Consider the following 25921-nt stretch of genomic DNA (forward strand, 5'->3'; position numbering starts at 1 on the left):
CTCAGCTGACGCGCGAGAACGAGTCTCAGCCGACGGGTGAGATCCCCTGTCAGGGGCAGTGAACGAGGGTCTTCGGACCTGAACGGTCGATCTCGTGCTCGCTCATCGGTGCACCGCACAACGGGCAGGCGCGCTCTGCCCGCTCGGACGGGCTCGGCGGGGGAGTCTTCTCGTAGGGGCCGACGGAGGCGGGGCCCGCGAAGCGGATCAGATTCGAGTTGATCCACGCGTACAGTCCTCCGGCCTCGCGAATCCGAGTGCGGAGCGGAGGTCGATCGTCAGAACTGGCCATGTTGCTTAGTGTACTAACTATTAGGGTCAATGTATATTCGAAGCCGTGACCGCATCGGACGACCTGCTCAAACTCGACAATCAGCTCTGCTTCGCCCTGGTGACCGCAGCGCGCAACGTCGTGGCGATCTACCGGCCGATCCTCGAGCCGCTCGGGCTCACGCATCCGCAGTATCTCGTGATGCTGGCGCTCTGGGAGCGTGCTCCGCGTCCCTTGAACGATCTTGCGGCTGACCTCGCTCTCGAGCCGGCGACGGCGTCTCCCCTGGTGAAGCGTCTGGAAGCCGATGGGCTGGTCGCCAGACAGCGCAGCGTCGAGGACGAGCGCCGTCTCGACATCACCCTCACGGACACGGGTCGAGCTCTGCGAGATCGCGCTCTCGACGTTCCTCGACAGGTGATGGCCGCCGTGGGGATGGATCTCGAGCAGGTAGCCACACTGCGCGACGGGTTGTCGGCATTCGCGGGTCGCCGCCCCGCCATGGAGTGACCGCACCGTAGGGTGTGGGCATGCCGAGCGAACCCCAGACGCGTCTTGCGCGCCGGAGCGTCGATCGCATGGTCCTCTCGACTCTCGTCGTGGGACTCTTCGTCGTGGCCATGATCGCTGCGGCGATCCAGGGCGCGCCGACGTTCCGCCCCGCCGCGCCGATTCCTCAGGGGACAGCGGAGCCGCTGCCGTCCAGTGATCCGGGTGCCACCGGGGTTCCCGAGCCGATGGAGATCGACTCCACCGCCGCCGCGGTCGTTCAGACGCTCGCCGTGATCCTCATGGCGCTGGTCGCTGCGGGGCTCATCGCGCTCCTCGTGATCGCCGCGAGAGCCCTGCTGCGAGCGTGGCGGGATCGCCCGCTGGGCCGCCGTGACGCGGCCGCGGTCGCATCCGAGGTCGATCACCTCACCTCGGCGCCGGAACCCGAGATCGCCGTCGCTGTGATGCAGCGCGGGATCGCCGGGGCGCTCATGCGGATCGACGAGCGCGCCCGAGCGTCGGATGCCATCGTCGCCGCGTGGATCGGGCTCGAAGAGAGTGCCGCAGACGCAGGGGTGAAGCGAGCGGCGACCGAGACTCCCGGCGAGTTCGTGGTGCGGATCATCACTCTGCGGCCCGGGGTGGCCGGGGACGCCGCGTCGCTGCTGCGTCTCTACGAGAGCGTCCGGTTCGGAGCCGGGTCGGCCGACGAGGGTGACCGGGCCTCGGCGAGAGAGGCCCTGCGACGGATCGAGGAGGTGTGGCGGTGACTATCCGCAGAACGCTGGTCGCAGCGGGGGCGGCGGTCCTCGTCGCTCTGGCGCTCCTCGGCTTCGGCTTCACCTGGCCGTTCGTGATCGCATGGGGTCTCCTGATCGGTGCGGTCGGTCTGCTCGCGCAGCTCGCGATGCCACTCGAGCCGGGGTTCGACGCGCCGCGCATAGACGTGGAGCCGGATCGACGACCTACCGAGATCTCCCGCATGGCGTGGGCACTGAACACACACACCGGCATCGCGGGAGCGCAGATCACGCGCCGTGTCGGGGTGATCCTGCGTCAGCGGCTGATGCGCCACGGAGTGGATCCGGATGACCCTGCCCACCGCGACCGACTCCCGCGGCTGATCGACCCGGGAGTCTGGGAGCGCCTGACGGGACCGGAGACGACGATCGTCGACGTCGAGAGGGCGCTGGACGCGATCGATCGACTGGATCCCACCTCGCCGGACGAACCGTCACCCCGGTTGCACGTACCGACCCCCGACCACGGGCGGCCCTCACCGCCGCGTCGATGAAGGAGATGCCATGACGAGCCCCGCAGAGATCGCCGCCACCGGAGCCCGGATCCTGGCCGCCGTGCGAACAGTCGTCGTGGGCATGGACGACCCGGTCGAGATCGCTCTGGCCTCAATCCTCGCCGGCGGTCACGTGCTGTTCGAGGATGTGCCGGGCCTGGGGAAGACGCTCGCCGCGCGCAGCCTCGCCTCGGCGCTGGGGCTGTCGTTCCGGCGCTTGCAGTGCACTCCGGACATGCTCCCCGGCGATGTCACGGGGTCGTACGTCTACGCTCCGGACTCGGGGGACTTCGTCTTCCGGCCGGGGCCGATCTTCACCGGACTGCTGCTCGCCGACGAGATCAACAGGACCACGCCGAAGACGCAGTCGGCGATGCTCGAGGCGATGGCGGAGCGTCAGGTGACCGTCGAGGGCAACAGCTTCGCCCTGCCCGCGCCGTTCCATGTGATCGCGACGTCGAATCCGATCGAGTACGAGGGCACGTACGCGCTGCCCGAGGCACAGCTCGACAGGTTCATGGTGCGGCTGTCCGTCGGCTATCCGGCGGCGGAGAGCGAGGCCCGCATCCTGGAGAACCGCGTGAGCAGGCGCCAGGAGGCTGCTCACATCGCTCCGGTCATCGACGCCGCTCAGCTCATCTCCCTGCAGGAGGCCGTCGAGGCCATCCACGTCGACCCGGACATCTCGCGCTACTGCGTCGAGATCGCACGCGCCACCCGGACCGCGGCCAACGTCGAGGTCGGTGCGTCGCCGCGCGGTTCTCTGGGGCTGCTGCTGCTGGGACGAGCGCTCGCGGCTCTGGCTGGCCGCGACTTCGTCCGTCCGGACGACATCAAGCGGATCGCCGTGCCCGTGCTGGCGCATCGTCTCACGCTCACACCCCAGGCGTGGGCTCAGGGCGCGTCGGCATCCGATGTGGTGCGCTCGGTCGTCGGACAGGTTGCTGTTCCGCCGACCGTCGGAGTGCTCGGATGACGGACGGGCCCGACGCGGGGCGTCGCGGTCCTGTGTTGTCCGTGGCGATCGGAGGCGCTGCCCTGCTCGCCGCGGTCGGCCTTCTCGCGGGAAGACCCGACGTGGTGGCGATGGGGCTTCCTCTGGCCATCTGGAGCGGTCTCGCGATCGCGCGGGGCACATCCGGCGCGGTGGCGAAGATCGCGATCGACCCGGTGCCCGGGCGCGATGGCGAGCTGCTCACATCGATCGCGGTGGACAGCGATGCGGATGCCGTCGAGGTGGTGGTCGTGCAGTCGGAGCGTCGCAGCAGACGCGTGATCGTGCCCGGCGGTGGCTTCACATTCACTGCGCGGAGCAAGGTCCTGCACTCCGGTCCGACGATCCCGGTCCAGGCGGCAGCGAGGGGTTCTCCTTCGAGGGAGCGGCGCTCTCGTCGACGTCGGACCTCGCCGCCATCAGGCGTCAGGTGGCCCCGCCCCGCCGATCACTCGACGCGCTCCCGCTGCCGCGACGACTGACGGGGTCGCACGGCGCGCACGAGGGGCGCCGGGCTGGTCAGGGCGGCGACTTCCGGGACATCCACCCCTTCGCGCCCGGCGACGAACTCCGCCGCGTGGACTGGCGGGCGACGGCGCGGATGTCCCGCCGGCCAGGCGATCTGCTGGTCCGTCGGACCAATACGCTCAGCGACTCGTCGGTCGTGGTCGCCATGGACACGTCTGAGGATCTGGGTGAGGTCGTCGCCTCGTGGGGGAGCGGCGACCGCGAACGCAGCGGCGTGACCTCCCTCGACCTCGCGAGGGAGGCTGCGCGAGCCATCGCCGACTCGGCCATAGGCGAGGGCGACCGCGTCGCACTTCACGTGCTCGTGCACGGCGGCCGGTCGTTGAGGAGCGGCGGCGGCTCGAGGCACCTGGCACGGGTCGTGGCGGCCATCGCCGCGACGGGCCAGGCGAGAGACGACGCGACTTTCCGTCGCACTCCTCCCGTGCCGCACGGCTCGGTGGTCTTCGTGCTGTCGACCTTCTTCGAGGGCGCCGCCGCTCGGACCGCGCTGATGTGGAGGGCCAGCGGCCACAGAGTCGTCGCCGTCGATGTCCTCCCTCCGCTCGACCGTGCTCGGCTCACCCGTGCGCAGCTGATCGGCTTGCGCACCGTGCTCGCAGAGAGGGGGAACGTGTTCGCGGATCTCCACGGCGCCGGAGTCGACGTGGTCTCGTGGGCCTCGGACCCGTCCTCGGCGATGCGTGCGATCGCGAGGGCCAGGCGATGAGAGCGAACGACACGCTACGGACGGGTCCTTCCGTCCCGGGACTCGTCGTGAGGGGCGCGCTCGTCGTCGCCGTCGCCGCGGGTGCTGCGATGCTGTGCCCGTTGCTCGGATGGCAGGTGGCGGCAGTCGTCCTGGCGATCATCGCCGCCGCTCTTCCGCAGACTTTCGCGGCCTGGGGGTCGATCGGATGCCTCGTGATCGGGATGCTGATCTCGGAGCCCGACGTCGGGCGCGCGATGATCGCTGTGCTCGCGGTGCAGGTGATCCATGTCCTCATGTCGCTCTCCCTCGTGATCCCGGCCGGCTCCCGCGTGATCGTGACCGCCCTCCGTCCGAGCCTGGTGAGGCTGATCGTCGTGCAGGTGATCGCCCAGCCGATCACCGTGGCCGTCATGGTGGTCATGCGCATCGACACCCCCGCGTCGCTGCCGACAGTGCCCTGGGCCGCTGTCGCCGGGGCCGGAGCCGTGGTCGCACTCGTCGCGACCCTGCTCACGCGGGCGAACCGCGGTACTCGAGAGCACTGATCGCTTCCCTGTGAGCCCTCACGGAGCCAATGTCGGTGGCCACTCGTAGACTTGATCAGTGCCTATCGTCCCGGTTGCAACCCCAGGAAAACTCAGTGTCCGCGGTGCCCGCGTACACAATCTCAAGAACGTCGACATCGACATCCCACGCGACTCCCTCGTCGTGTTCACCGGCCTGTCCGGATCGGGAAAGTCCAGTCTGGCCTTCGACACGATCTTCGCTGAAGGACAGCGTCGCTACGTCGAGTCGCTGAGCGCCTACGCGCGTCAGTTCCTCGGTCAGGTCGACCGACCGGACGTCGACTTCATCGAGGGCCTCAGCCCTGCGGTGTCGATCGACCAGAAGTCGACCAACCGCAACCCGCGGTCCACGGTCGGAACCATCACCGAGATCTACGACTACATGCGTCTGCTGTGGGCGCGGATCGGGATTCCGCACTGCCCCGAGTGCGGTGCGCGCATCCAACGTCAGACCGTCCAGCAGATCGCCGACCAGCTCATGGAGCTGCCCGAGCGCACCCGCTACCAGATCGTCGCACCCATCGTCTCGCAGAAGAAGGGCGAGTTCGTCGACCTGTTCCGCGAGCTGGGGGCCAAGGGCTATTCGCGCGCGATCGTCGACGGCGACCTCATCCAGCTCGCCGAGCCGCCCACGCTCAAGAAGAGCTACAAGCATGACATCGCCGTCGTCGTCGACCGCCTCGTCGCGGCAGACGACATCCTCGGTCGAGTCACGGACTCGGTCGAGACCGCGCTCGGGCTCGCCGGCGGCGTGGTGCAGATCAACTACGTCGACGCAGAGGGCGACGACGCGTGGCAGTCCTTCTCCGAAAAGCTCGCCTGCCCGAACGGCCACGCGCTCACCCTCACCGAGATCGAACCGCGCACGTTCTCGTTCAACGCGCCCTTCGGTGCCTGTCCGGCCTGCTCGGGTCTCGGCACCCGCATGTCCGTCGACATCGACCTGATGCTCGGCGACGAGGAGCTCTCCATCCGCGAGGGCGCGATCATCCCGTGGACCACCCAGGGCAAGGGGCTCTTCCAGTACTACGAGCGGCTGCTCGAGGGATTGGCTGACGACCTCAACTTCTCTCTCGACACCCCGTGGCAGGATCTGCGCGTCGACGTTCAGGACGCGATCCTGCGCGGCGACAACTACAAGGTCACCGTCAAGTTCAAGAACCGCTATGGGCGCGAGATGCGCTATGCATCGGGGTTCGAAGGCGTCGTGCCGTACATCGAGCGGCAGTACGCCCAGGCCGAGTCCGACACGCAGCGCTCGCGCTGGGGCGAGTACCTCCGCGAGGTCCCCTGCCCGGTGTGCGACGGCAACCGACTCAAGCCCGAGGTGCTCGCGGTGCAGGTGCACGGGCATTCGATCGCCGAGGTGTCGCACCTGAGCCTTGCCGACGCGCGGTCGTTCATGGAGACCCTCACCCTCACCGATCGTGAGGCGAAGATCGCGGCTCAGGTGCTGCGTGAGATCCGCCTGCGACTCGACTTCCTCCTGCAGGTCGGGCTCTCCTACCTCAACCTCAGCCGGTCCGCCGGGTCGCTCTCCGGTGGAGAAGCGCAGCGCATCCGGCTGGCGACGCAGATCGGCTCCGGGCTCACCGGCGTCCTCTACGTCCTCGACGAGCCGTCGATCGGTCTGCACCAGCGTGACAACCGTCGTCTGATCGACACCCTTCTGAAACTTCGCGACCTCGGGAACACGCTCATCGTCGTCGAGCACGACGAAGAGACGATCGAAGCCGCTGACTGGGTCGTCGACATCGGACCGGGTGCCGGCGTGAACGGTGGAGAGGTCGTGCATTCCGGTCCGTATTCGGCTCTGTTCAACGAGCCGAACTCGATGACGGGCGAATACCTCTCGGGTGCGCGCGAGATCCCCACTCCGGCGAAGCGTCGCAAGCTCGACAAGAAACGCATGCTGAGCGTGGTCGGCGCCCGCGAGAACAACCTCAAGAACGTCAGCGTGAACTTCCCGCTGGGCGTTCTCACGGCGGTGACCGGCGTGTCGGGTTCGGGCAAGTCGTCGCTCGTCAACGACATCCTGTACCAGGTGCTGGCCTCGCGGCTCAACGGCGCCCGCACGGTTCCCGGAAAGCACACGCGTGTGTCAGGGCTCGACAACCTCGACAAGGTCGTGCACGTCGATCAGGCACCGATCGGCCGCACGCCGCGGTCCAACCCGGCCACCTACACCGGCGTGTTCGACCGCATCCGCTCGCTGTTCAGCGAGACCCCCGAGGCGAAGGTCCGTGGCTATCAGCCAGGGCGATTCAGCTTCAACGTCAAGGGCGGTCGCTGCGAGGCGTGCTCGGGCGACGGCACGATCAAGATCGAGATGAACTTCCTGCCCGACGTGTACGTCGACTGCGAGGTCTGCCACGGCAAGCGCTACAACCGCGACACGCTGTCGGTGCACTACAAGGGCAAGAACATCGCCGAGGTCCTCGAGATGCCGATCGCGGAAGCGGCCGAGTTCTTCGAGCCCATTCAGGCGATCCACCGCTACATGAAGACCCTCGTCGACGTCGGGCTCGGGTATGTGCGCCTCGGTCAGTCGGCGACGACTCTCTCCGGCGGCGAGGCTCAGCGCGTCAAGTTGGCCACCGAGCTCCAGCGGCGCAGCAACGGTCGCAGCATCTACGTCCTCGACGAGCCGACCACCGGTCTGCACTTCGAAGACGTGCGCAAGCTCCTCGAGGTACTGAACGGACTCGTCGACAAGGGCAACACGGTGATCGTCATCGAGCACAACCTCGATGTGATCAAGTCCGCGGACTGGGTGATCGACCTCGGGCCCGAGGGCGGCTCGGGCGGCGGCGAGATCCTGGCGACCGGCACTCCCGAGCAGATCGCGCGAGTCGAGGACAGCCACACGGGTCAGTTCCTCGCCGAGATCCTGGGTGAGGGGCGCTCTGCGCGGAAGGCCAGCTGATGGCCGACGTCCTGCCGTACAAGCCGCGGGCTGGTGAGATCCCCACCAACCCCGGCGTGTACCGCTTCCGCGATGCTGATGGACGCGTGCTATACGTCGGCAAGGCCAAGAACCTGCGCCAGCGACTGTCGAACTACTTCGCTCCGCTGCGCACGCTCCACGAACGCACGCGGCGCATGGTCACCACGGCGTCGTCCGTCGAGTGGACCGTCGTCTCGACGGACGTGGACTCGCTGCAGCTGGAGTACATGTGGATCAAGGAGTTCGATCCGCCCTTCAACGTCCGCTACAAGGACGACAAGTCCTACCCGTTCATGGCCGTGACCCTGGGTGATGAGGCGCCGCGCGTGATCGTGACCAGGAACCGCAAGATTCCCGGTGCCCGCTATTTCGGTCCCTATCCCAAGGTCTGGGCGGTGCACGAGACGATCGACCTGATGGTCAAGGCATTCCCGATCCGCACCTGCAGCGACTCCAGCTACAAACGCGCGATGCAGACCGGCCGGCCGTGCTTTCCCGGGCAGATCGGCAAGTGCGGCGGGCCGTGCTCGATGACGGTGACGATCGAGGAGCACCGTGCCATGGTCGATGACTTCGTCGCCTTCATGGCGGGCGGCGATGAGCGCTTCACCCGAGAGCTGACCAAGCGGATGCTGGCGGCGTCGGCCGCGATGGAATACGAGGCCGCCGCCAGATACCGTGACAAGCTCACCGCGATCGAGGCCGTGCTCGGCAAGAGCGCGCTCGTGCTCGCGACCGACGAGGATGCCGACCTCTTCGGCATCGCGGAAGACGAGCTGGCTGCCGCCGTGCAGCACTTCGTGATCCGCGGCGGGCGCGTCCGCGGTGTTCGCGCGATGACAATCGAGAAGGAGATCGACATCTCGACAGCCGATCTCGTCGACCAGGTGCTGCAGCGCGCGTACGGCGATGCGCAGGATGTGCCCCGGCGGATCATCGTGCCGACCCTTCCCGACGACGCGGCCGAGCTCGAGGTCTGGCTGCGCGAGCGGCGAGGCAAGAAGGTCGAGATCGCCATCGCCCAACGGGGGCAACGCGCTGATCTCATGCGCACGGCGACCCTCAACGCGCAGCAGGCCCTGATCAGGTACAAGACCCGTCGTACGAGCGACTACGTCGCACGAACCCAGGCTCTGACCGATCTGCAGGAGGCGTTGGGGATGTCGGAGGCGCCGCTTCGCATCGAGTGCTTCGACATCTCGCACCTCGGTGGCACGAACGTCGTCGCCTCGATGGTGGTCTTCGAAGACGGACTTCCCCGCAAAGACCAGTACCGGTCGTTCAACATCGCCGAGACCACCGACGATACGGACTCGATGTACCAGGTGCTGCGTCGTCGACTCGCCTACCTCGATCGTCCGGAAGAGATCGATGAGCCCGCATCCGCAGCGGTCCCCGTGGAGGCGGGAGACGAGTCCGAGGACGTCGTCGTGGAGGTCAAGCGCAAACCGCGCTTCGCCTATCCGCCTCAGCTGCTGCTGGTCGACGGTGGACAGCCCCAGGTCGAAGCGGCGGCACGTGCACTGCGAGACGCCGGGCACACCGAGATCGCCGTGTGCGGCATCGCCAAACGGCTCGAGGAGATCTGGCTCCCGGGGGAGGACTTCCCGGTGATCCTGCCGCGCACCAGCGAGTCGCTCTACCTGCTGCAGCGGCTGAGAGACGAGGCCCACCGGTTCGCGATCACGCACCAGCGCAAACGACGCAAGAATGACATCACATCGATCCTGGCCGAGGTGCCAGGCCTCGGCTCCTCGAGGATCAAGGTCCTCCTGAAGCACTTCGGCTCCGTCACCGCGCTGCGCTCCGCGCCTCTGGAGGCGATCCAGGAGGTGCAGGGGATCGGTCCTGTCCTCGCACAGAACATCCATACGCATCTCTCCACTCGCTAGGCTGGAGCCAGCGGGGGAGAAGGAGTAACCATGACTGACGGGGACAAAGGCGAGTTCCTCATCGTCACGGGCATGTCGGGCGCAGGGCGCACGACGGTAGCCAACGCACTCGAGGACCTCGGCTGGTACGTGGTCGACAACCTGCCGCCGCAGATCCTCCGACCGCTGCTCGACCTCACGGACATGGGCGGTGACGCTCTGCCGAAGGTCGCAGCGGTGGTCGACGTTCGCGGGCGCAACCTCTTCGACGACTTCCCGGGCGTCGCGAGGGCGCTGAGATCGCGTGGTTCCGTCCGCGTGCTGTTCCTGGACGCGTCGGACGATGTGCTCGTGCGTCGGTTCGAGGCGGTTCGCCGACCCCACCCGCTGCAGGGGGACGGCACTCTGCTCGACGGCATCCGCGTCGAGCGCCAGCGACTGGCGCCGATCCGCGAATCGGCCGATCTCGTGGTCGACACCTCCGCACTCAACATCCATCAGCTCGCCACCCAGGTCTCCGACCTCTTCTCGGAAGCGGGCGCAGCGAGGCATCGTGTGACGCTCATGAGCTTCGGTTTCAAGTACGGTCTCCCGACCGACGTCGACCTGGTCGCGGATATGCGCTTCCTCCCGAACCCGTTCTGGAACGAAGAGCTGCGGGGCCTGACCGGTCAGGACGAGTCCGTCAGGGACTACGTGCTGTCACGCGAGGGCGCCGCCGAGTTCCTCGATTCGTATTCGGCGGCACTCACTCCGGTGCTCGAGGGGTATCAGCGCGAGAACAAGAGCCATTCGACCGTCGCGATCGGCTGCACCGGCGGAAAGCACCGCTCCGTGGCCATGGCGGAGGAGCTGGCCCGTCGGCTCGCCTCCGTGCCGGGAGTGGCCGTCAACGTGCGTCACCGGGACCTCGGCAGGGAATAGCAAGAGCCTCCGTCAGAGTAGGCTGGAGGTTTGCGCCGCGATCCGGCGCGTGAGCGTAGAGGAGTGTCGTGGCACTAACGACCGACGTCAAGGCTGAGCTGGTCAGCATCCGTAATGCACCCCCGACGGTGCGTGTCGCGGAGGTCACCTCGATCCTCCGGTTCGCCGGCGGACTGCACTCCATCGCCGGGCGGGTCGCCGTCGAGGCGGAGGTGGATGCCGAGATCCTCGCGCAGCGTGTCGCGCGCGACCTCGCCGAGATCTACGGAGTCCGACCGGAGATCGCACAGGTGCAGTCGAGCACGGCGAATGACGGCGCGCGATGGGCTGTCCGGGTCATCGCCTCGGGGGAGACCCTCGCACGCCAGACCGGTCTGCTCGACCAGCGTCGGCGTCCGGTCCGCGGACTCCCCAACCGTCTCACCACTGGCTCTCGCGCTGAAGTGGCCGGTCTCTGGCGGGGTGCGTTCCTCGCCGCGGGAACGCTGAGCGAACCCGGCCGATCGGCCATGCTCGAGGTCGCCTGCCCGTCATCCGAGGCCGCCATGGCACTCGTGGGCGCGGCGCATCGCCTGGGTGTCGCCGCCAAGGCGCGCGAGGTGAGAGGCATGCCGCGCGTCGTCGTGCGTGAGGGCGAGGCGATCCGCACCATCCTCAGCGAGATGGGTGCTCAGAAGACCGCGGTCGCCTGGGAGGAGATGCGCCAGCGTCGCGAGGTGCGTGCGGGCGTCAACCGTCTCGTCAACTTCGACGATGCCAACCTCCGTCGCTCCGCGCAGGCCGCCGTCGCCGCCTGCGCGCGCGTCGAGCGGGCTCTGGAGATCCTCGCCGACGAGGTGCCCGACCACCTCAAGATCGCGGGCGAGCTGCGTCTCGCGCACCGCGACGCGAGCCTCGACGAGCTGGGCCACCACGCCGATCCGCCCATGACCAAGGACGCCGTCGCCGGCCGCATCCGCCGTCTTCTGGCGATGGCGGACAAGCGTGCCCAGCAGGAGGGCATCCCGGGAACGGAAGCAGCCGTGCCCGCGGGTCTCGACGTCTGACCACAGCGAACGACATCAGCGAGGCGATCCCTGTCAAGGGGTCGCCTCGCTTCGTCATATGGGGGAAGGATCAGGGTCGGCGACGCGTTGTCGTCACTAGGATGAGTTACGTCCGCTCTACGTCGCACATCGGCGGCGCAGAGGATCGGCAAGCGCCGCGGCGCGGCGCGGATTGGATGAAAGCGACATGGCGACCTACACGCTCCCCGACCTTCCCTACGACTTCGCAGCCCTCGAGCCGCACATCAGCGGCAAGATCATGGAGCTGCACCATGACAAGCATCACGCGACCTACGTCGCCGGCGCCAACACCGCCCTCGAGCAGCTCGCCGAGGCGCGCGACAGCGGCAACCTGGCGAACGTGAACAAGCTCGAGAAGGACCTTGCGTTCAACCTCGGCGGTCACGTCAACCACTCCATCTTCTGGACCAACCTCTCGCCGACCGGCGGCGGACAGCCCGAGGGCGAGCTCAAGGCAGCCATCGACGAGTTCTTCGGTTCCTTCGAGAAGTTCCAGGCGCACTTCACCGCGAACGCCCTCGGAATCCAGGGCTCCGGATGGTCCGTCCTCAGCTGGGACTCGATCGGCCAGCGCCTGATCATCCAGCAGCTGTTCGACCAGCAGTCGAACACGGCACAGGGCACCGTGCCGCTGTTCCAGCTCGACATGTGGGAGCACGCCTTCTACCTCGACTACCTCAACGTCAAGGCCGACTACGTGAAGGCCGCGTGGAACATCGCCAACTGGGAGAACGTCGCCCAGCGCTTCGAGGTCGCCCGCGAGAAGACGAACGGCCTGCTGGTACTGTCGTAATCGGGTCGCGTCCCGACGGGCCAAGTCTCGTCGGGACGCCATCTCAGCCAAAACCCCCGCGCACCGCGCACGCACGATTGCTGCGCACAGCGCACGAGAAACAGGGAGACCTGAGTGTCTGTCAAGATCGGTATCAACGGCTTCGGCCGTATCGGACGCAACTACTTCCGCGCGGCTCTCGCGCAGGGAGCGGACATCGAGATCGTCGCTGTCAACGACCTCACCGACAACAAGACCCTTGCCCACCTTCTGAAGTACGACTCCGTGGGCGGCGTCCTCGATGCTGACATCAGCTACGACGACGAGAGCATCACGGTCAACGGCAAGGCCATCAAGGCGTTCGCCGAGCGCGACCCCGCCGGCCTCCCGTGGGGCGAGCTGGGCGTCGACATCGTCATCGAGTCGACCGGCTTCTTCACCAAGGCCGAGCTGGCCAAGAAGCACATCGAGGCAGGGGCCAAGAAGGTCCTCATCTCGGCTCCCGGCACCGGCGTCGACGGCACGTTCGTCATGGGCGTGAACGAGGACACGTACAACCCGGAGACGGATCACATCATCTCCAACGCCTCCTGCACGACCAACTGCCTCGCCCCGCTGGCACAGGTCTTCAACGACGCCTTCGGCATCGACCGTGGCTTCATGATGACGGCTCACGCCTACACGGCAGACCAGAACCTGCAGGACGGTCCGCACAGCGACCTGCGTCGCGCACGCGCCGCAGCGATCAACATCACCCCGGCGTCGACCGGTGCCGCGAAGGCGATCGGCGAGGTTCTGCCCGAGCTCCAGGGCAAGCTGAGCGGCTCGTCGTACCGCGTTCCGGTTCCCACCGGCTCGATCGTCGACCTCACGCTGATCACCGACCGCGAGAACCTCACGGTCGAAGAGGTCAACGAGGCGTACAAGAAGGCTGCTGCCGACGGACGCCTCGCCGGTTTCCTGCAGTACAACGAAGACCAGATCGTGTCGAGCGACATCGTGCACAACCCGCACTCGTCGATCTTCGACGCCACGCTGACCAACGTCAGCGGCAACCTGGTCAAGGTCTCCAGCTGGTACGACAACGAGTGGGGTTACTCCAACCGTCTCGTCGACCTGACCGAGTACGTGGCAGAGCGTCTCTGAGACATCTCCCATGACTCTGCGCACCCTGGATTCACTGGGTTCGCTCGAGGGCAAGCGCGTCATCGTCCGTTGTGATCTCAACGTCCCCCTGCGGGATGGGATCATCACGGACGATGGCCGTGTCCGCGCCTCGTTGCCTACCCTCAACGCACTGATCAACGCGGGCGCCCGCGTCATCGTGTGCTCGCACCTCGGCCGCCCCGACGGTGCGCCCGACCCGCAGTACAGTCTCGCGCCGGTCGCCCAGCGGCTGTCCGAGCTGCTCGGCAAGCCGGTGGCGTTCGCTCGCGACACCGTCGGCGAGTCGGCGCAGGAGGCCGTGGCCTCGCTCGAGGACGGCGGCATCGTCGTCATCGAGAACCTGCGGTTCAACCCGGGGGAGACCTCGAAGGACGACGCCGAGCGCGGCGCCTTCGCGGCTCAGCTGGCAGAGCTCGGAGACGTCCTCGTCTCCGACGGCTTCGGTGTCGTGCACCGCAAGCAGGCGAGCGTCTACGACCTCGCCGAGCTGCTGCCGTCGGCCGCCGGTCTACTCATCGCAGCCGAGCTGGACGTGCTCGACCGTCTCACCGAGAACCCCGAGCGCCCGTACGCGGTCGTCCTCGGCGGGTCGAAGGTCAGCGACAAGCTCGGAGTCATCTCGCACCTGCTGCCGCGCGTGGATCGCATCCTCGTGGGCGGCGGCATGCTGTTCACCTTCCTGAAGGCGCAGGGCCACGCGGTGGCGTCCAGCCTCCTCGAAGAGGACCAGCTCGAGACGGTCCGCGGCTACATCGCCGAGGCCGAGAAGCGCGGTGTGGAGCTGGTGCTCCCGACCGATGTCGTCGTCGCATCCTCGTTCTCCGCTGATGCGGAGCACGAGGTCACCGCCGCCGACGCCATCGAGAGCACCGCGTTCGGCTCCTCCGGCATCGGCCTGGACATCGGCCCGGAGACGGCTGCGCGGTTCGCGGAGGTCATCCGTGGGTCGAAGACGGTGTTCTGGAACGGCCCGATGGGCGTGTTCGAGTTCCCGGCCTTCGCCGGCGGCACCAAGGCCGTTGCGCAGGCGCTCACCGAGGTCGACGGCCTCAGCGTCGTAGGCGGCGGAGACTCGGCCGCGGCCGTGCGTCAGCTCGGCTTCACCGACGACCAGTTCGGTCACATCTCGACCGGCGGCGGCGCAAGCCTCGAGTTCCTCGAGGGCAAGAAACTACCCGGCCTGGAGGTGCTCGGATGGGTGTGAACACCCGTACCCCGCTGATCGCGGGAAACTGGAAGATGAATCTCGACCACCTGCAGGCGGTCGCCTTCGTGCAGAAGCTGCACTGGACGCTCAAGGACGCCAAGCACGAGGACGGCTCGGTCGAGGTTGCGGTCTTCCCGCCCTTCACCGACATCCGCAGCGTGCAGACGCTCATCGACGCCGACAAGATCCCGTTCGCCCTCGGCGCGCAGGACCTCTCGGCTCACGACTCCGGCGCCTACTCCGGCGAGATCTCGGGAGCCTTCCTGGCGAAGCTCGATGCGAAGTACGTGATCATCGGTCACTCGGAGCGCCGTGAATACCACGCGGAGTCCGATGACGTCGTCGCGGCCAAGACGAAGGCCGCGCTGAAGCACGGTCTGTCGCCCGTCATCTGCGTCGGGGAGACGGCTGAGGACCTCGAGAAGTTCGGGGCCAGCGCAGTGCCCGCGGGGCAGCTCGAGGCCGCTCTCCAGGGTCTGTCGAAGGATGCGGACATCGTCGTGGCGTACGAGCCGGTCTGGGCCATCGGCTCCGGGCAGGCAGCGACGCCGCAGCAGGCGCAGGATGTCTGCGCTGCGCTGCGCACGGTGATCGCCAAGGTTCTCGGTGACGACGCTGCGGCGCGCACCCGGATCCTGTACGGCGGATCGGTCAAGGCGGCCAACATCGCCAGCTTCATGCGCGAGCCTGATGTCGATGGCGCACTCGTCGGAGGCGCGAGCCTCGTGGTCGACGAGTTCGCGGCGATCATCCGCTTCGAGAAGCACGTCGGCGTGTGAGTGTGGCGGGGCTCCGGCCCCGCCGCACCGTATACTTGACCGTTACCGGGGCAATCCTGCCCCAGCGAAAGGCTCTTCCTCGTGGAAATTCTCGAGTTCGTCCTGCAGGTGGTGCTGGGCATAACCAGCGTCCTGCTGACTCTCCTCATCCTCCTCCACAAGGGTCGCGGTGGCGGCCTCTCCGACATGTTCGGTGGAGGCATGACGTCAGCTGTCGGCTCGTCGGGTCTCGCTGAGCGCAATCTCAATCGCTTCACGGTCATCCTCGCTCTGGCGTGGTTCGTGTCGATCGTGGCGCTCGGTCTCATCACGAAGTTCGAGGTGATCTGATGGCTACCGGCGGCAACGCGATCCGAGGGACCCGAGTGGGTTCCGGCCCCATGGGCGAGCAGGACCACGGCTACCACGCCGACCGCATCGCGGTCTCGTACTGGGACGGTCTCGGCAACGAGACGGTCCGCTACTTCGCCGCGGGGCTCCCTGAAGAGGAGATCCCCGAGACGATCGACCACCCGCAGTCCGGTCTTCCGGCGGGTCGCGACAAGGCCAACCCGCCTGCCCTCGCGAAGCCGGAGCCCTACAAGACGCATCTCGCGTATGTGAAGGAGCGTCGCACCGACGCAGAAGCCGTCCAGCTTCTCGAAGATGCGCTCACCCAGCTGCGTGAGCGTCGGGGTCAGTGACCTCGATCTGATCTCCTGACAGAAGCCGCCGCGATCCGATCGCGGCGGCTTCTCTCGTACCAGCCGGACGTGCTCAGCGGCACCCGTACGCGGCGTCGATGTAGGACTGAGGTGGGTAGCCGTACGCCCAGACGCCGTTGGCATCGTCGGTGAAGCCCATGCTGATCGCCCACGCCGTGGCCCACTTCTCGATGCTGTCCTGCGTCGACGAGTCGTACAGGTCCTCGCACTTCACGCTGATCGCGTGGCCGACCTCGTGGGCGATGAGAGCCTTGCTCCGGTCCGCCGGCCACTGCTCGGCGACCGAGTTCGACAGCTCGATGGCGGCGCGGTCGGGATCGTCCCACCACCAGGTCGTGAGGCCTCCCATGCTGCCGTTGGAACCGGCGTTGTTGACGATCTGGTTCCAGTCGAACTCGAGCAGCACCCCGGGTGCGAGCGACCGGGCGAACGCCTCGATCTCGAGGCGATCGCCCTGCAGAGGTCCCGCCTTCTCGGCGAGTTCGGCCTGTTCGGTCGCCACGACCTGTCCTGCGGCGTCCTGCATGGACACCAGTGATTCGACCGCCGTCACATCGAGGAGCATGGTGTCGGGTACTCGCGACGCCGCATCGCGCAGGGCGATGACGGCGTCGTTCTTGGCCGAGAGGTGTGCCGACTCGAAAGCCGGGGCTGCGTCGGCCGCCGAGCGCAGGAGGGCCACGCCGGCCTCGGTCACTTCGGCACTGGCGGCGGTCATCGCAGGTGTCGCCGCGTCGAGGTCGGCAGCCAGCTCGTCCAGGTCGCCGGCGTCGACGGCGAGCTGATCGGATGCTGCGAAGAGCTCCCAGAACGCCGACGGCTTGGAATCCGCCGAAGCCAGCGGTTCGGTGAGCAGTTCCTCCGCCGGACCGGCGGCTTCTTCGGCATCCGTCGACGCCGTCGTGAGCGCGTCCCTCGCGGAGGGCACAGTGAGAACGCCGGTATCGGCCGTCTTCAGCAGATCAGCGACATCGATGACGGACGTGAGCGTGTCGAGCTCCTGCTGGACCGTCGTCGCGCTGTCGCGAGCCGAGGCCGCTGCTGCGTCGAACTCGGCGCGTGCTCCGTCGTATCCGAGGTTGGCGGTGACCTGGAGCACGCCGACGGCCGCCGCGACCAGGACTCCCGCAGCGCCCAGCATGAACCCGATGCGCCGTCCTCGGCGATTCGGTGCTGCGCCGTCGGTGCTGGCGAAGTGCGGGGAGTGCGTGGCCTCCGGCGGGGAGGTGGCCACGTCGACGGATGCAGTCATGCGGGGGACCTCCGTGGGGAACCGGCTCATGATGACTCTAATCAGTGAGCCGTCCGGTGCGAGAACCCCGGGGACGAGAAGCGCCCCCGCATCGCGGGGGCCTTCTCGAGTGGAGGGGCTGACGAGAATCGAACTCGCATCATCTGTTTGGAAGACAGAGGCTTTACCACTAAGCTACAGCCCCGTTGTCAGCTGCATCCGGGAGGACTGTGCCGACTCATCGATCATAGCGGACTGACGGAGGTGCTCGTGTCCGTTAGACTCGGTGGGGCTGAATCTGCATGCGGATTCCCCGGGGCGTAGCTCAGTTTGGTAGAGCGCCCGCTTTGGGAGCGGGAGGTCGCAGGTTCAACTCCTGTCGCCCCGACATGGCTTCAACGGCCTGACAGCCGCGATTCAGCGCGGAAATCACAAGGAGAGCACACCAGAATGGCGAACAGCACCGTCGAGAAGCTGACCCCGACCCGGGTCAAGCTCAGCATCACGGTCACCCCTGACGACCTCAAGCCCAGCATCGCGCACGCCTACGAGCACATCGCTCAGGACGTCCAGATCCCCGGCTTCCGCAAGGGCAAGGTCCCCGCTCCGATCATCGATCAGCGCATCGGTCGTGGCGCGGTCATCGAGCACGCGGTCAACGAGGGCCTCGACAAGTTCTTCCGCGACGCGACCGTCGAGCACAAGCTCCGCGTCGTCGGACGTCCGGCCGCCGACATCACCCAGTGGCCGAACGAGAAGGACTTCTCGGGCGACCTCCTGGTCGACATCGAGGTGGACGTGCGTCCCGAGATCGAGGTCCCGGCATTCGACGGCATCACCCTGACGGTCGACGCCGTCGAGGCCGATGACGCCGCGCTCGACGCAGAGCTCGAGAACCTGCGCGCGCGCTTCGGAACGCTCGTTCCCGTCGACCGTCCCGCCGCGAAGGGCGACTTCGTCGAGCTCGACCTGGTCGCCACGATCGACGGTGCGGAGATCGACCGCGCCGAGGGCGTCTCCTACGAGGTCGGCTCGGGTGAGCTGCTCGAGGGCATCGACGACGCGATCGAATCCCTCACCGCCGGTGAGGACACCACGTTCCGCTCTGCGCTCGTGGGCGGCGACCACGCCGGCTCCGAGGCGGAGGTCTCCGTCACCGTCAAGGCGGTCAAGGAGCGCGAGCTCCCCGAGGCCGATGACGACTTCGCGCAGATCGCGAGCGAGTTCGACACGATCGCCGAGCTCCGCGCGAGCCTCGCCGAGCGCGTCTCGCAGCAGGGCGTCTTCACGCAGGGCTCCGCGGCTCGCGACAAGCTCGTCGAGACGCTGCTCGAGCAGATCGAGATCCCCGTGCCGCCGAAGCTCATCGAGGACGAGGTGCACAACCACCTCGAGGGTGAGAACCGCCTCGAGGACGACGTGCACCGCGCCGAGGTCACCGAGGCCAGCGAGAAGCAGTTCCGCACGCAGGTTCTGCTCGACACGATCGCTGAGCAGGCTGACGTGCAGGTCTCGCAGGAGGAGCTCTCGCAGTACCTCATCCAGTCCGCCTCGCAGTACGGCATGGCTCCCCAGGAGTTCGTCGAGGCTCTGCAGTCGTCGAACCAGCTTCCGGCGCTCGTCGGAGAGGTCGCCCGCAACAAGGCCCTCGCGATCGCCCTGGGCAAGGTCAAGGTCGTCGACACGAACGGCAAGCCCGTCGACCTGTCCGACTTCGTCGTGACCGACGACGAGGCCGAGTCCGAGACGGCTGCCGACGAGAAGCCGGCCAAGAAGGCTCCCGCGAAGAAGGCTGCCGCGAAGAAGGCCGACGACGCCGACGCCGCTGAGAAGCCGGCCGCGAAGAAGCCCGCTGCGAAGAAGGCGCCCGCGAAGAAGGCCGACGACGCGGAGGCCGCTGAGAAGCCGGCCGCGAAGAAGCCCGCAGCCAAGAAGGCTCCGGCCAAGAAGGCTGCCGACAAGGCGGAGTGATCGGACACGATCTCATGAGGGGCGGATGCTGCGGCATCCGCCCCTTTCGCGTCAGCGGGGAGAGCAGATGAACGAGGAGACCATGAAGACCTGGGACGAACGCATCGACGAGGTGTGGGACGACGCGTCCGGCGAAGAGGTCGGAGACCAGACGATCGCCCGGATCGACGCACTGGCCGCCGAGCGCGGCGTCGATGACGCCCGCGCGGAGTTCGAGCGCGCCGGGGCACGTGATTCGGCCGGCCGCCCCGCCGAGGCAGTCGAACTCTACCGGCGTGCGCTCGCACTGGGTCTCGACGACGAGCACCGCCCGCAGTGCGTGATCCAGCTGGCGAGTTCACTGCGCAATCTGGGCGAGTACGACGATGCCCTCGCCGTCATCCGTGCGGAGGAGGAGCTCTCGGCGGACGGCCCCTACCGGGATGCCGTGGCGACGGTCCACGCGCTGATCCTGGCGAGTTCCGGACGCCCGGCGCGGGGCCTGTCGGTCGCTCTCCTCGCACTCGTGCCGCACCTGCCGCGGTACCACCGCTCGATGACCGCGTACGCACACGAGATCGCGGAACTCGACGCCTGATATGCCGACGGCGAACACGGCCTGAGCGCTGCGTTGTCGCCGGTAGATTCGAATCACTGAAACACGGAATCAGGAGCTGACATGGCTGCAGAACCCCTCCTCGCTACGAGCGTCTTCGACCGACTGTTGAAAGACCGCATCATCTGGCTGGGATCGGAGGTGCGCGACGACAATGCGAACGAGATCTGCGCGAAGATCCTCCTTCTCGCCGCAGAGGACTCCGAGAAGGACATCTACCTCTACATCAACTCGCCCGGTGGATCGATCACCGCGGGCATGGCGATCTACGACACGATGCAGTTCGTCCCGAACGACATCGTCACCGTGGGCATCGGCATGGCCGCATCGATGGGTCAGCTGCTGCTGACCGCGGGCACGAAGGGCAAGCGCTACATCACGCCCAACGCCCGCGTGCTGCTGCACCAGCCGCACGGTGGCTTCGGCGGAACGTCGAGCGACATCCAGACGCAGGCGCAGCTGATCACCTCGATGAAGAACCGCCTCGCCGAGATCACCGCGGCGCAGACCGGCAAGTCGGTCGAGCAGATCAACGAAGACGGTGACCGCGACCGCTGGTTCACCGCCGACGAGGCGCTCGAGTACGGCTTCGTCGATCACATCCGCGACTCGGCCACCGACGTCATCGGTGGCGGCGGAACCGACCAGGACATCAAGTAACGGAAAGCGAAAGGACTCTCATGTACGCACCCACCTTCCGCTCTGCCGGCGATCTGCCCTCCAGCCGCTACGTGCTTCCTCAGTTCGAGGAGCGCACGGCATACGGCTTCAAGCGCCAGGACCCCTACAACAAGCTGTTCGAAGATCGAGTGATCTTCCTCGGCGTCCAGGTCGACGATGCGTCGGCCGACGACGTGATGGCGCAGCTGCTCGTTCTCGAGAGCCAGGATTCCGAGCGTGACATCACCATGTACATCAACTCGCCCGGTGGTTCGTTCACCGCGATGACGGCGATCTACGACACGATGCAGTACGTCGCGCCGCAGATCCAGACCGTGGTGCTCGGCCAGGCGGCTTCGGCCGCATCGGTGCTGCTCGCAGGCGGTCACCCCGGCAAGCGCCTGGCTCTGCCCAACGCCCGTGTGCTCATGCACCAGCCGGCGATGGGCGAGGCGGGGCACGGCCAGGCATCCGACATCGAGATCCAGGCGGCCGAGATCCTGCGCATGCGCACCTGGCTCGAGGAGACCATGGCTCGTCACACGGGCAAGTCGGTCGAGCAGGTCAACCGCGACATCGACCGTGACAAGATCCTGTCCGCCGCTGAGGCGCTGGACTACGGCATCGTCGACCAGGTGCTCACCTCGCGCAAGCGCATGTGATCGCATCTCCATGGTGAGAGGACGTCGGCCCTTCAGGGTCGGCGTCCTTTCGTCGTCTCCGGCGAATGTGCGACCACTGGAAGCGTGATTGCTCATATGAGCATCAGGGTGCGCGAACGGAGCCGCGGACGTATGCTGGAGACGGAAGGAGGATGCCATGGAAGAAGAACTGATCATGGTCCGCGTCGCCGAGCTGTACTACGACGAGGACAAGACGCAGGACGAGATCGGCGCCCTCCTCAAGCTGTCCCGCTGGAAGGTGGGGCGCCTTCTCACACAGGCCAGAGAGCGTGGCATCGTCCGCATCGAGATCGTGCACCCGCGTGCGCGCCGACTCGGACTCGAGCGCCAGCTCGTCGAACGCCATGGCCTCACGGCTGCCGTCGTCGTTCCCTCCCCGGACGGCGATGACGGGACCCTCGAGCGGGTCGCCCAGGCCGCGGCCGACTACCTCACTGCGATGCGGCCGGTGCCCCGCACGCTCGGCGTCAGCTGGGGGCGTACGCTGCGCGCCGTCGCAGAGTCGCTGCCCGAAGGATGGGCGACCGGCGTCACCGTCGTGCAGCTCAACGGGGAGTGAGCCTCAACCACCGTTCGGGTGGAGCCGCGGGCCTCGCCGTCACCATCGCCCAGCGTGCATCCGGACACGTGTCCCTCCTGCCGAGCCCGGCGATCCTCGAACGTGTTGAGACCAAGCAGGCGATCGAAGCCGACCGCACCGTCGCGGCCGTCCTCGTCGAAGCGGCCGAAGCGCAGGCGTTCCTGTTCACCGCGGGGCCCTGCGATGCGACCTCCGCGCATGTCGAGAACGGCTACCTCTCGGCATCCGATGTCGAAGAGCTCGCGCGCCGTGGTGCCGTAGGCGACGTCCTCGGGCGGTACATCGACGCCGACGGCAACATCGTCGACCCGCAGCTCGACGCCCGGACGGTCGGAGTCGACCTCGGGCGCCTGCGCGCCGCGAAGCGCTCGATCTTCGTCACCGCCGGTGACGCCAAGCATGACATCGCGCGCACAGTCGTGACCAGCGGCCTGTGCAGCGTTCTGGTGACAGATGAGACCACAGCACGAGCATTGTTGGAGGAACGATGACGACCCAAGAACTCAGCCGCAGATCGGCGGTGGACGTTCTCGGCGGTGAGCCGGATGACGCCACGCTCCGCCGGTTCCTGCACGGACTCCCGGGTGTCGACGCCGTCGGCCTGGAGCAGCGCGCGGCCGCACTCGGCACGCGTTCGATCAAGACCACGTCGAAGGCCTGGGCACTCGACACGATCATCAAGCTGATCGACCTCACCACCCTCGAAGGCTCCGACACCCCCGGTAAGGTGCGCTCGCTGGTCGCCAAGGCGAAGAATCCGGATGCCGCCGACCCGACGACCCCCGGGTCGCCGCCGTCTGCGTGTACGGCGCCATGGTCGGCGACGCGGTCGAGGCGCTCGGCGCTCTGCACGGCGATCCGGATGACGGACTCATCTCGGTCGCCGCGGTCGCCACCGCGTTCCCCAGCGGACGTTCCTCGCTGGCCATCAAGCTGGCCGACACCGCCGAAGCGGTCGCGGCCGGCGCCGACGAGATCGACATGGTCATCGACCGAGGAGCGTTCCTCTCGGGCCGATACGGACTCGTGTACGACCAGATCGCCCAGGTGAAAGAGGCATGCCGTCGTGCCGACGGTTCATACGCCTCGCTCAAGGTGATCCTCGAGACCGGCGAGCTCAACACCTACGACAACATCAAGCGCGCATCGTGGCTCGGCATCCTCGCCGGTGGCGACTTCATCAAGACCTCCACCGGGAAGGTGCAGCCGGCGGCGACGCTGCCGACGACGCTGCTCATGCTCGAGACAGTGCGCGACTGGCACCGGGGTACGGGAGAGCGCATCGGCGTCAAGCCCGCCGGCGGGATCCGCGCGTCGAAGGATGCGGTGAAGTACCTCGTGACGGTCGCCGAGACCGTGGGGGAGGAATGGCTCCAGCCGCACCTGTTCCGCTTCGGCGCCTCGAGCCTGCTGAACGACGTGCTGCTGCAGCGCCAGAAGCTCACCACCGGCCACTACTCCGGCCCCGACTACGTCACGATCGACTAGGAGCCCGCATATGTCATTCCTGGAATACGCTCCGGCACCGGAGTCGAAGGCAGTACTCAACCTCAAGGACAGCTACGGACTGTTCATCGACGGCGAGTTCGTCGACGGATCGGGCTCGAGCTTCGCGACGATCTCGCCGGCTGACGAGAGCCACATCGCCGAGATCGCCTCGGCGAGCGACGCGGACGTCGACCGGGCGGTCGCCGCCGCGCGTCGCGCCTACGAGAAGACCTGGTCGAAGATGAGCGGCCGCGATCGCGGCAAGTACCTCTTCCGCATCGCACGTCTCGTGCAGGAGCGTGCTCGCGAGCTCGCGGTCGCCGAGAGCCTCGACAACGGGAAGCCGATCAAGGAGAGCCGCGATGTCGACGTGCCTCTCGTCGCCTCCTGGTTCTTCTACTACGCGGGGTGGGCTGACAAGCTCGACTACGCCGGACTCGGCGCCAACCCGCGTGCGCTCGGCGTGGCCGGGCAGATCATCCCCTGGAACTTCCCGCTGCTGATGCTCGCGTGGAAGCTCGCTCCTGCTCTGGCGGCAGGCAACACCGTGGTGCTCAAGCCTGCGGAGACCACGCCGCTGACGGCGCTGATCTTCGCAGAGATCCTGCAGCAGGCGGATCTGCCGGCCGGTGTCGTCAACATCATCACGGGTGCCGGTTCCACGGGGGCCACGCTCGTGCGTCACCCCGACGTCGACAAGGTCGCCTTCACGGGTTCGACCGGTGTCGGCCGCGACATCGCACGGGCCGTCGCGGGGACCGACAAGAAGGTCACGCTCGAGCTCGGCGGCAAGGCCGCCAACATCGTGTTCGATGATGCGCCGATCGACCAGGCCGTCGAGGGCATCGTGAACGGCATCTTCTTCAATCAGGGGCATGTGTGCTGCGCCGGAAGCCGACTGCTCGTGCAGGAGTCGATCCATGACGAGGTCATCGATCGCCTGAAGAGCCGCCTGTCGACGCTGCGCCTCGGCGACCCGCTCGACAAGAACACCGACATCGGCGCGATCAACTCGGCGGCACAGCTCGCCCGCATCCGTGAGCTGAGCGACATCGGCGAGGCCGAGGGCGCAGAGCGCTGGACCGCGGACTGCGCGATCCCCGACAAGGGGTTCTGGTTCGCTCCGACGATCTTCACCGGTGTCGAGGCGTCGCATCGCATCGCCCGCGACGAGGTCTTCGGGCCCGTCCTGTCGGTGCTGACGTTCCGTACGCCGGCCGAGGCGATCGCCAAGGCGAACAACACGCCGTACGGCCTCTCCGCCGGCATCTGGTCGGACAAGGGCTCGCGCATCCTCGCGGTCGCCGACCGTCTGCGTGCCGGTGTCATCTGGGCGAACACGTTCAACCGATTCGACCCGTCGAGTCCGTTCGGCGGCTACAAGGAGTCCGGATACGGCCGTGAAGGCGGACGTCAGGGTCTCACCGCATACCTGAAGGGGGCCTCCGCATGAGCAAGCGATTGACCGTTCCGAAGACTTACAAGCTGGCGATCGGCGGCGCCTTCCCGCGCAGCGAGTCCGGCCGCACCTACGAGGTGCTGTCGGCGAAGGGGGCATTCCTCGCGAACGCCGCCCAGGGCTCGCGCAAGGACGCACGGGATGCCGTCGTGGCCGCACGTGCCGCCGTGAAGGGGTGGTCAGGCGCCACCGCATACAACCGCGGGCAGGTGCTGTACCGGGTCGCCGAGGTCCTCGAGGGTCGCCGCGCGCAGTTCATCGACGAGATCGCCGCGCAGGAGGGCGTCTCCACGTCCGCCGCCGCCGCGCAGGTCGACGAGGCGATCGACCTCTGGGTCTGGTACGCCGGCTGGTGCGACAAGTACGCGCAGGTCGCGGGCAACGCGAACCCGGTCTCGGGTCCGTACTTCAACATCTCGGTGCCGGAGCCGACCGGCGTGGTCGCGATCGTCGCACCGCAGGACTCCGCGCTGCTCGGTCTTGTCTCGGTCGTGGCTCCTGCGCTCGTCGCAGGCAACACGGTCGTCGTGATCGCGAGCGAGCGGTTCCCGCTGTCGGCCATCAGCCTCGCTGAGGTGCTCGCCACGAGCGATGTGCCCGGGGGCGTCGTCAACGTGCTCACCGGGTCTCCCGCCGAGATGGCGCCCTGGCTCGCCTCGCACCAGGACGTCAATGCGCTCGATCTGGCCGGTGCCGGCGATCTCGAGTGGATCGACATGCAGATCGCCGCCGCCGAGACGCTCAAGCGCGTGCTGACTCCCGGCGCGGTCACCGCGTCTCCGGAGCGCATCGGCGCCTTCACCGAGGTCAAGACCGTCTGGCACACCAAGAGCCTCGTCTGACGTTCGAGCATCACGAGGCCCGTCTCCCCGCACCGAGGAGGCGGGCTTCGTCGTGTAGATGTGTGGGCGGGCGATACGGACTCGAGATGTACGACGCCGCGCCAATGCGTCCCGGTGTCGGATGCAGCGGTTAGGCTC

The 25921-nt window shown here is 67.4% G+C and carries 27 protein-coding genes, 2 tRNA genes and 1 pseudogene; 27 read left to right on the top strand and 3 right to left on the bottom strand.

Annotated elements, in window-relative coordinates; genetic code table 11:
• Positions 1-49 precede the first annotated feature (49 nt).
• Positions 50-292: a hypothetical protein gene (locus ACZZ93_RS00190; RefSeq protein ID WP_053096676.1), complete on the bottom strand. Its 243-nt coding sequence runs from the start codon at positions 290-292 to the stop codon at positions 50-52.
• A gap of 45 nt (positions 293-337) precedes the next feature.
• Here ACZZ93_RS00190 and ACZZ93_RS00195 point away from each other — a divergent pair, with 45 nt between their 5' ends.
• The 17 genes from ACZZ93_RS00195 (at position 338) to ACZZ93_RS00275 (ending at position 16253) form a co-directional block, all read left to right on the top strand.
• Entirely contained in the window at positions 338-781 is a 444-nt protein-coding gene (locus ACZZ93_RS00195; RefSeq protein ID WP_053096674.1) for a MarR family winged helix-turn-helix transcriptional regulator, read from the top strand.
• Between the two features lie 20 nt (positions 782-801).
• On the top strand, positions 802-1533 hold the full coding sequence (locus ACZZ93_RS00200; RefSeq protein WP_463510239.1) for a DUF4129 domain-containing protein: 732 nt from the start codon (positions 802-804) through the stop codon (positions 1531-1533).
• Entirely contained in the window at positions 1530-2057 is a 528-nt protein-coding gene (locus ACZZ93_RS00205) for a hypothetical protein (RefSeq protein ID WP_463510240.1), read from the top strand. Before ACZZ93_RS00200 ends, ACZZ93_RS00205 begins: the two co-directional genes overlap by 4 nt.
• Before the next feature lie 10 nt (positions 2058-2067).
• Positions 2068-3033, top strand: a complete 966-nt coding sequence (locus ACZZ93_RS00210) for an AAA family ATPase (protein WP_463510241.1) — start codon at positions 2068-2070, stop codon at positions 3031-3033.
• Positions 3034-3074: 41 nt separating this feature from the next.
• Complete coding sequence (locus tag ACZZ93_RS00215; protein ID WP_463510242.1) at positions 3075-3533, top strand: hypothetical protein; 459 nt, start codon at positions 3075-3077, stop codon at positions 3531-3533.
• Positions 3482-4288 carry a DUF58 domain-containing protein gene (locus tag ACZZ93_RS00220; RefSeq protein WP_463510243.1) on the top strand — a complete coding sequence of 269 codons (807 nt, stop codon included), beginning with the start codon at positions 3482-3484 and terminating at the stop codon, positions 4286-4288. The genes ACZZ93_RS00215 and ACZZ93_RS00220 overlap by 52 nt, the downstream gene beginning before the upstream one ends.
• 47 nt (positions 4289-4335) lie before the next feature.
• Positions 4336-4815: a hypothetical protein gene (locus ACZZ93_RS00225; protein WP_233277335.1), complete on the top strand. Its 480-nt coding sequence runs from the start codon at positions 4336-4338 to the stop codon at positions 4813-4815.
• A 58-nt stretch (positions 4816-4873) separates the two neighbouring features.
• On the top strand, positions 4874-7762 hold the full coding sequence (gene uvrA / locus ACZZ93_RS00230) for an excinuclease ABC subunit UvrA (RefSeq protein WP_463510244.1): 2889 nt from the start codon (positions 4874-4876) through the stop codon (positions 7760-7762).
• A complete protein-coding gene (gene uvrC, locus ACZZ93_RS00235) occupies positions 7762-9675 on the top strand; it encodes an excinuclease ABC subunit UvrC (RefSeq protein WP_463510245.1) in 1914 nt (637 codons plus the stop codon). The genes uvrA and uvrC overlap by 1 nt, the downstream gene beginning before the upstream one ends.
• A 30-nt stretch (positions 9676-9705) precedes the next feature.
• Positions 9706-10578 carry an RNase adapter RapZ gene (rapZ, locus tag ACZZ93_RS00240; protein ID WP_053096659.1) on the top strand — a complete coding sequence of 291 codons (873 nt, stop codon included), beginning with the start codon at positions 9706-9708 and terminating at the stop codon, positions 10576-10578.
• A 68-nt stretch (positions 10579-10646) separates the two neighbouring features.
• Positions 10647-11624: a DNA-binding protein WhiA gene (gene whiA, locus ACZZ93_RS00245; protein ID WP_285363332.1), complete on the top strand. Its 978-nt coding sequence runs from the start codon at positions 10647-10649 to the stop codon at positions 11622-11624.
• A 187-nt stretch (positions 11625-11811) separates the two neighbouring features.
• The gene (locus tag ACZZ93_RS00250) at positions 11812-12438 is read left to right on the top strand and encodes a superoxide dismutase (RefSeq protein WP_042540783.1); all 627 of its coding nucleotides are present in this window, start codon (positions 11812-11814) and stop codon (positions 12436-12438) included.
• A 114-nt stretch (positions 12439-12552) separates the two neighbouring features.
• The gene (gene gap / locus ACZZ93_RS00255) at positions 12553-13563 is read left to right on the top strand and encodes a type I glyceraldehyde-3-phosphate dehydrogenase (RefSeq protein ID WP_053096657.1); all 1011 of its coding nucleotides are present in this window, start codon (positions 12553-12555) and stop codon (positions 13561-13563) included.
• A 10-nt stretch (positions 13564-13573) separates the two neighbouring features.
• Positions 13574-14788: a phosphoglycerate kinase gene (locus tag ACZZ93_RS00260; RefSeq protein WP_187249801.1), complete on the top strand. Its 1215-nt coding sequence runs from the start codon at positions 13574-13576 to the stop codon at positions 14786-14788.
• Positions 14779-15570 (top strand): triose-phosphate isomerase, encoded by a 792-nt coding sequence (tpiA, locus tag ACZZ93_RS00265; RefSeq protein ID WP_463510246.1) that lies wholly within the window; start codon positions 14779-14781, stop codon positions 15568-15570. The genes ACZZ93_RS00260 and tpiA overlap by 10 nt, the downstream gene beginning before the upstream one ends.
• An 81-nt stretch (positions 15571-15651) precedes the next feature.
• A complete protein-coding gene (gene secG / locus ACZZ93_RS00270) occupies positions 15652-15900 on the top strand; it encodes a preprotein translocase subunit SecG (RefSeq protein ID WP_053096652.1) in 249 nt (82 codons plus the stop codon).
• A complete protein-coding gene (locus ACZZ93_RS00275) occupies positions 15900-16253 on the top strand; it encodes an RNA polymerase-binding protein RbpA (protein WP_042540778.1) in 354 nt (117 codons plus the stop codon). Before secG ends, ACZZ93_RS00275 begins: the two co-directional genes overlap by 1 nt.
• Before the next feature lie 73 nt (positions 16254-16326).
• Here ACZZ93_RS00275 and ACZZ93_RS00280 read toward each other — a convergent pair whose 3' ends face one another.
• Positions 16327-17526, bottom strand: a complete 1200-nt coding sequence (locus tag ACZZ93_RS00280; RefSeq protein ID WP_463510247.1) for a hypothetical protein — start codon at positions 17524-17526, stop codon at positions 16327-16329.
• Positions 17527-17636: 110 nt separating this feature from the next.
• Positions 17637-17710, bottom strand: a tRNA-Gly gene (locus tag ACZZ93_RS00285).
• Positions 17711-17819: 109 nt separating this feature from the next.
• Here ACZZ93_RS00285 and ACZZ93_RS00290 point away from each other — a divergent pair.
• The 10 genes and pseudogenes from ACZZ93_RS00290 (at position 17820) to ACZZ93_RS00335 (ending at position 25783) form a co-directional block, all read left to right on the top strand.
• A tRNA-Pro gene (locus tag ACZZ93_RS00290) sits at positions 17820-17893 on the top strand.
• A gap of 62 nt (positions 17894-17955) precedes the next feature.
• On the top strand, positions 17956-19476 hold the full coding sequence (tig, locus tag ACZZ93_RS00295; RefSeq protein ID WP_056278929.1) for a trigger factor: 1521 nt from the start codon (positions 17956-17958) through the stop codon (positions 19474-19476).
• Between the two features lie 67 nt (positions 19477-19543).
• Positions 19544-20053 (top strand): tetratricopeptide repeat protein, encoded by a 510-nt coding sequence (locus ACZZ93_RS00300; RefSeq protein ID WP_315985294.1) that lies wholly within the window; start codon positions 19544-19546, stop codon positions 20051-20053.
• 81 nt (positions 20054-20134) lie between these two features.
• Positions 20135-20731: an ATP-dependent Clp protease proteolytic subunit gene (locus ACZZ93_RS00305; RefSeq protein WP_053096644.1), complete on the top strand. Its 597-nt coding sequence runs from the start codon at positions 20135-20137 to the stop codon at positions 20729-20731.
• 20 nt (positions 20732-20751) lie between these two features.
• Positions 20752-21393, top strand: a complete 642-nt coding sequence (locus tag ACZZ93_RS00310; protein WP_042540774.1) for an ATP-dependent Clp protease proteolytic subunit — start codon at positions 20752-20754, stop codon at positions 21391-21393.
• A 157-nt stretch (positions 21394-21550) separates the two neighbouring features.
• On the top strand, positions 21551-21973 hold the full coding sequence (locus ACZZ93_RS00315; RefSeq protein WP_463510248.1) for a sugar-binding domain-containing protein: 423 nt from the start codon (positions 21551-21553) through the stop codon (positions 21971-21973).
• Positions 21970-22485 carry a sugar-binding domain-containing protein gene (locus tag ACZZ93_RS00320; protein WP_463510249.1) on the top strand — a complete coding sequence of 172 codons (516 nt, stop codon included), beginning with the start codon at positions 21970-21972 and terminating at the stop codon, positions 22483-22485. Before ACZZ93_RS00315 ends, ACZZ93_RS00320 begins: the two co-directional genes overlap by 4 nt.
• Positions 22482-23482 (top strand): annotated as a pseudogene (gene deoC, locus ACZZ93_RS00325) (deoxyribose-phosphate aldolase). Before ACZZ93_RS00320 ends, deoC begins: the two are co-directional and overlap by 4 nt.
• A 10-nt stretch (positions 23483-23492) precedes the next feature.
• Positions 23493-24935: an aldehyde dehydrogenase family protein gene (locus ACZZ93_RS00330; RefSeq protein WP_053096638.1), complete on the top strand. Its 1443-nt coding sequence runs from the start codon at positions 23493-23495 to the stop codon at positions 24933-24935.
• A complete protein-coding gene (locus tag ACZZ93_RS00335) occupies positions 24932-25783 on the top strand; it encodes an aldehyde dehydrogenase family protein (RefSeq protein ID WP_053096636.1) in 852 nt (283 codons plus the stop codon). Before ACZZ93_RS00330 ends, ACZZ93_RS00335 begins: the two co-directional genes overlap by 4 nt.
• Positions 25784-25921 lie beyond the last annotated feature (138 nt).

The sequence above is a fragment of the Microbacterium sp. AC026 genome (assembly GCF_979258475.1).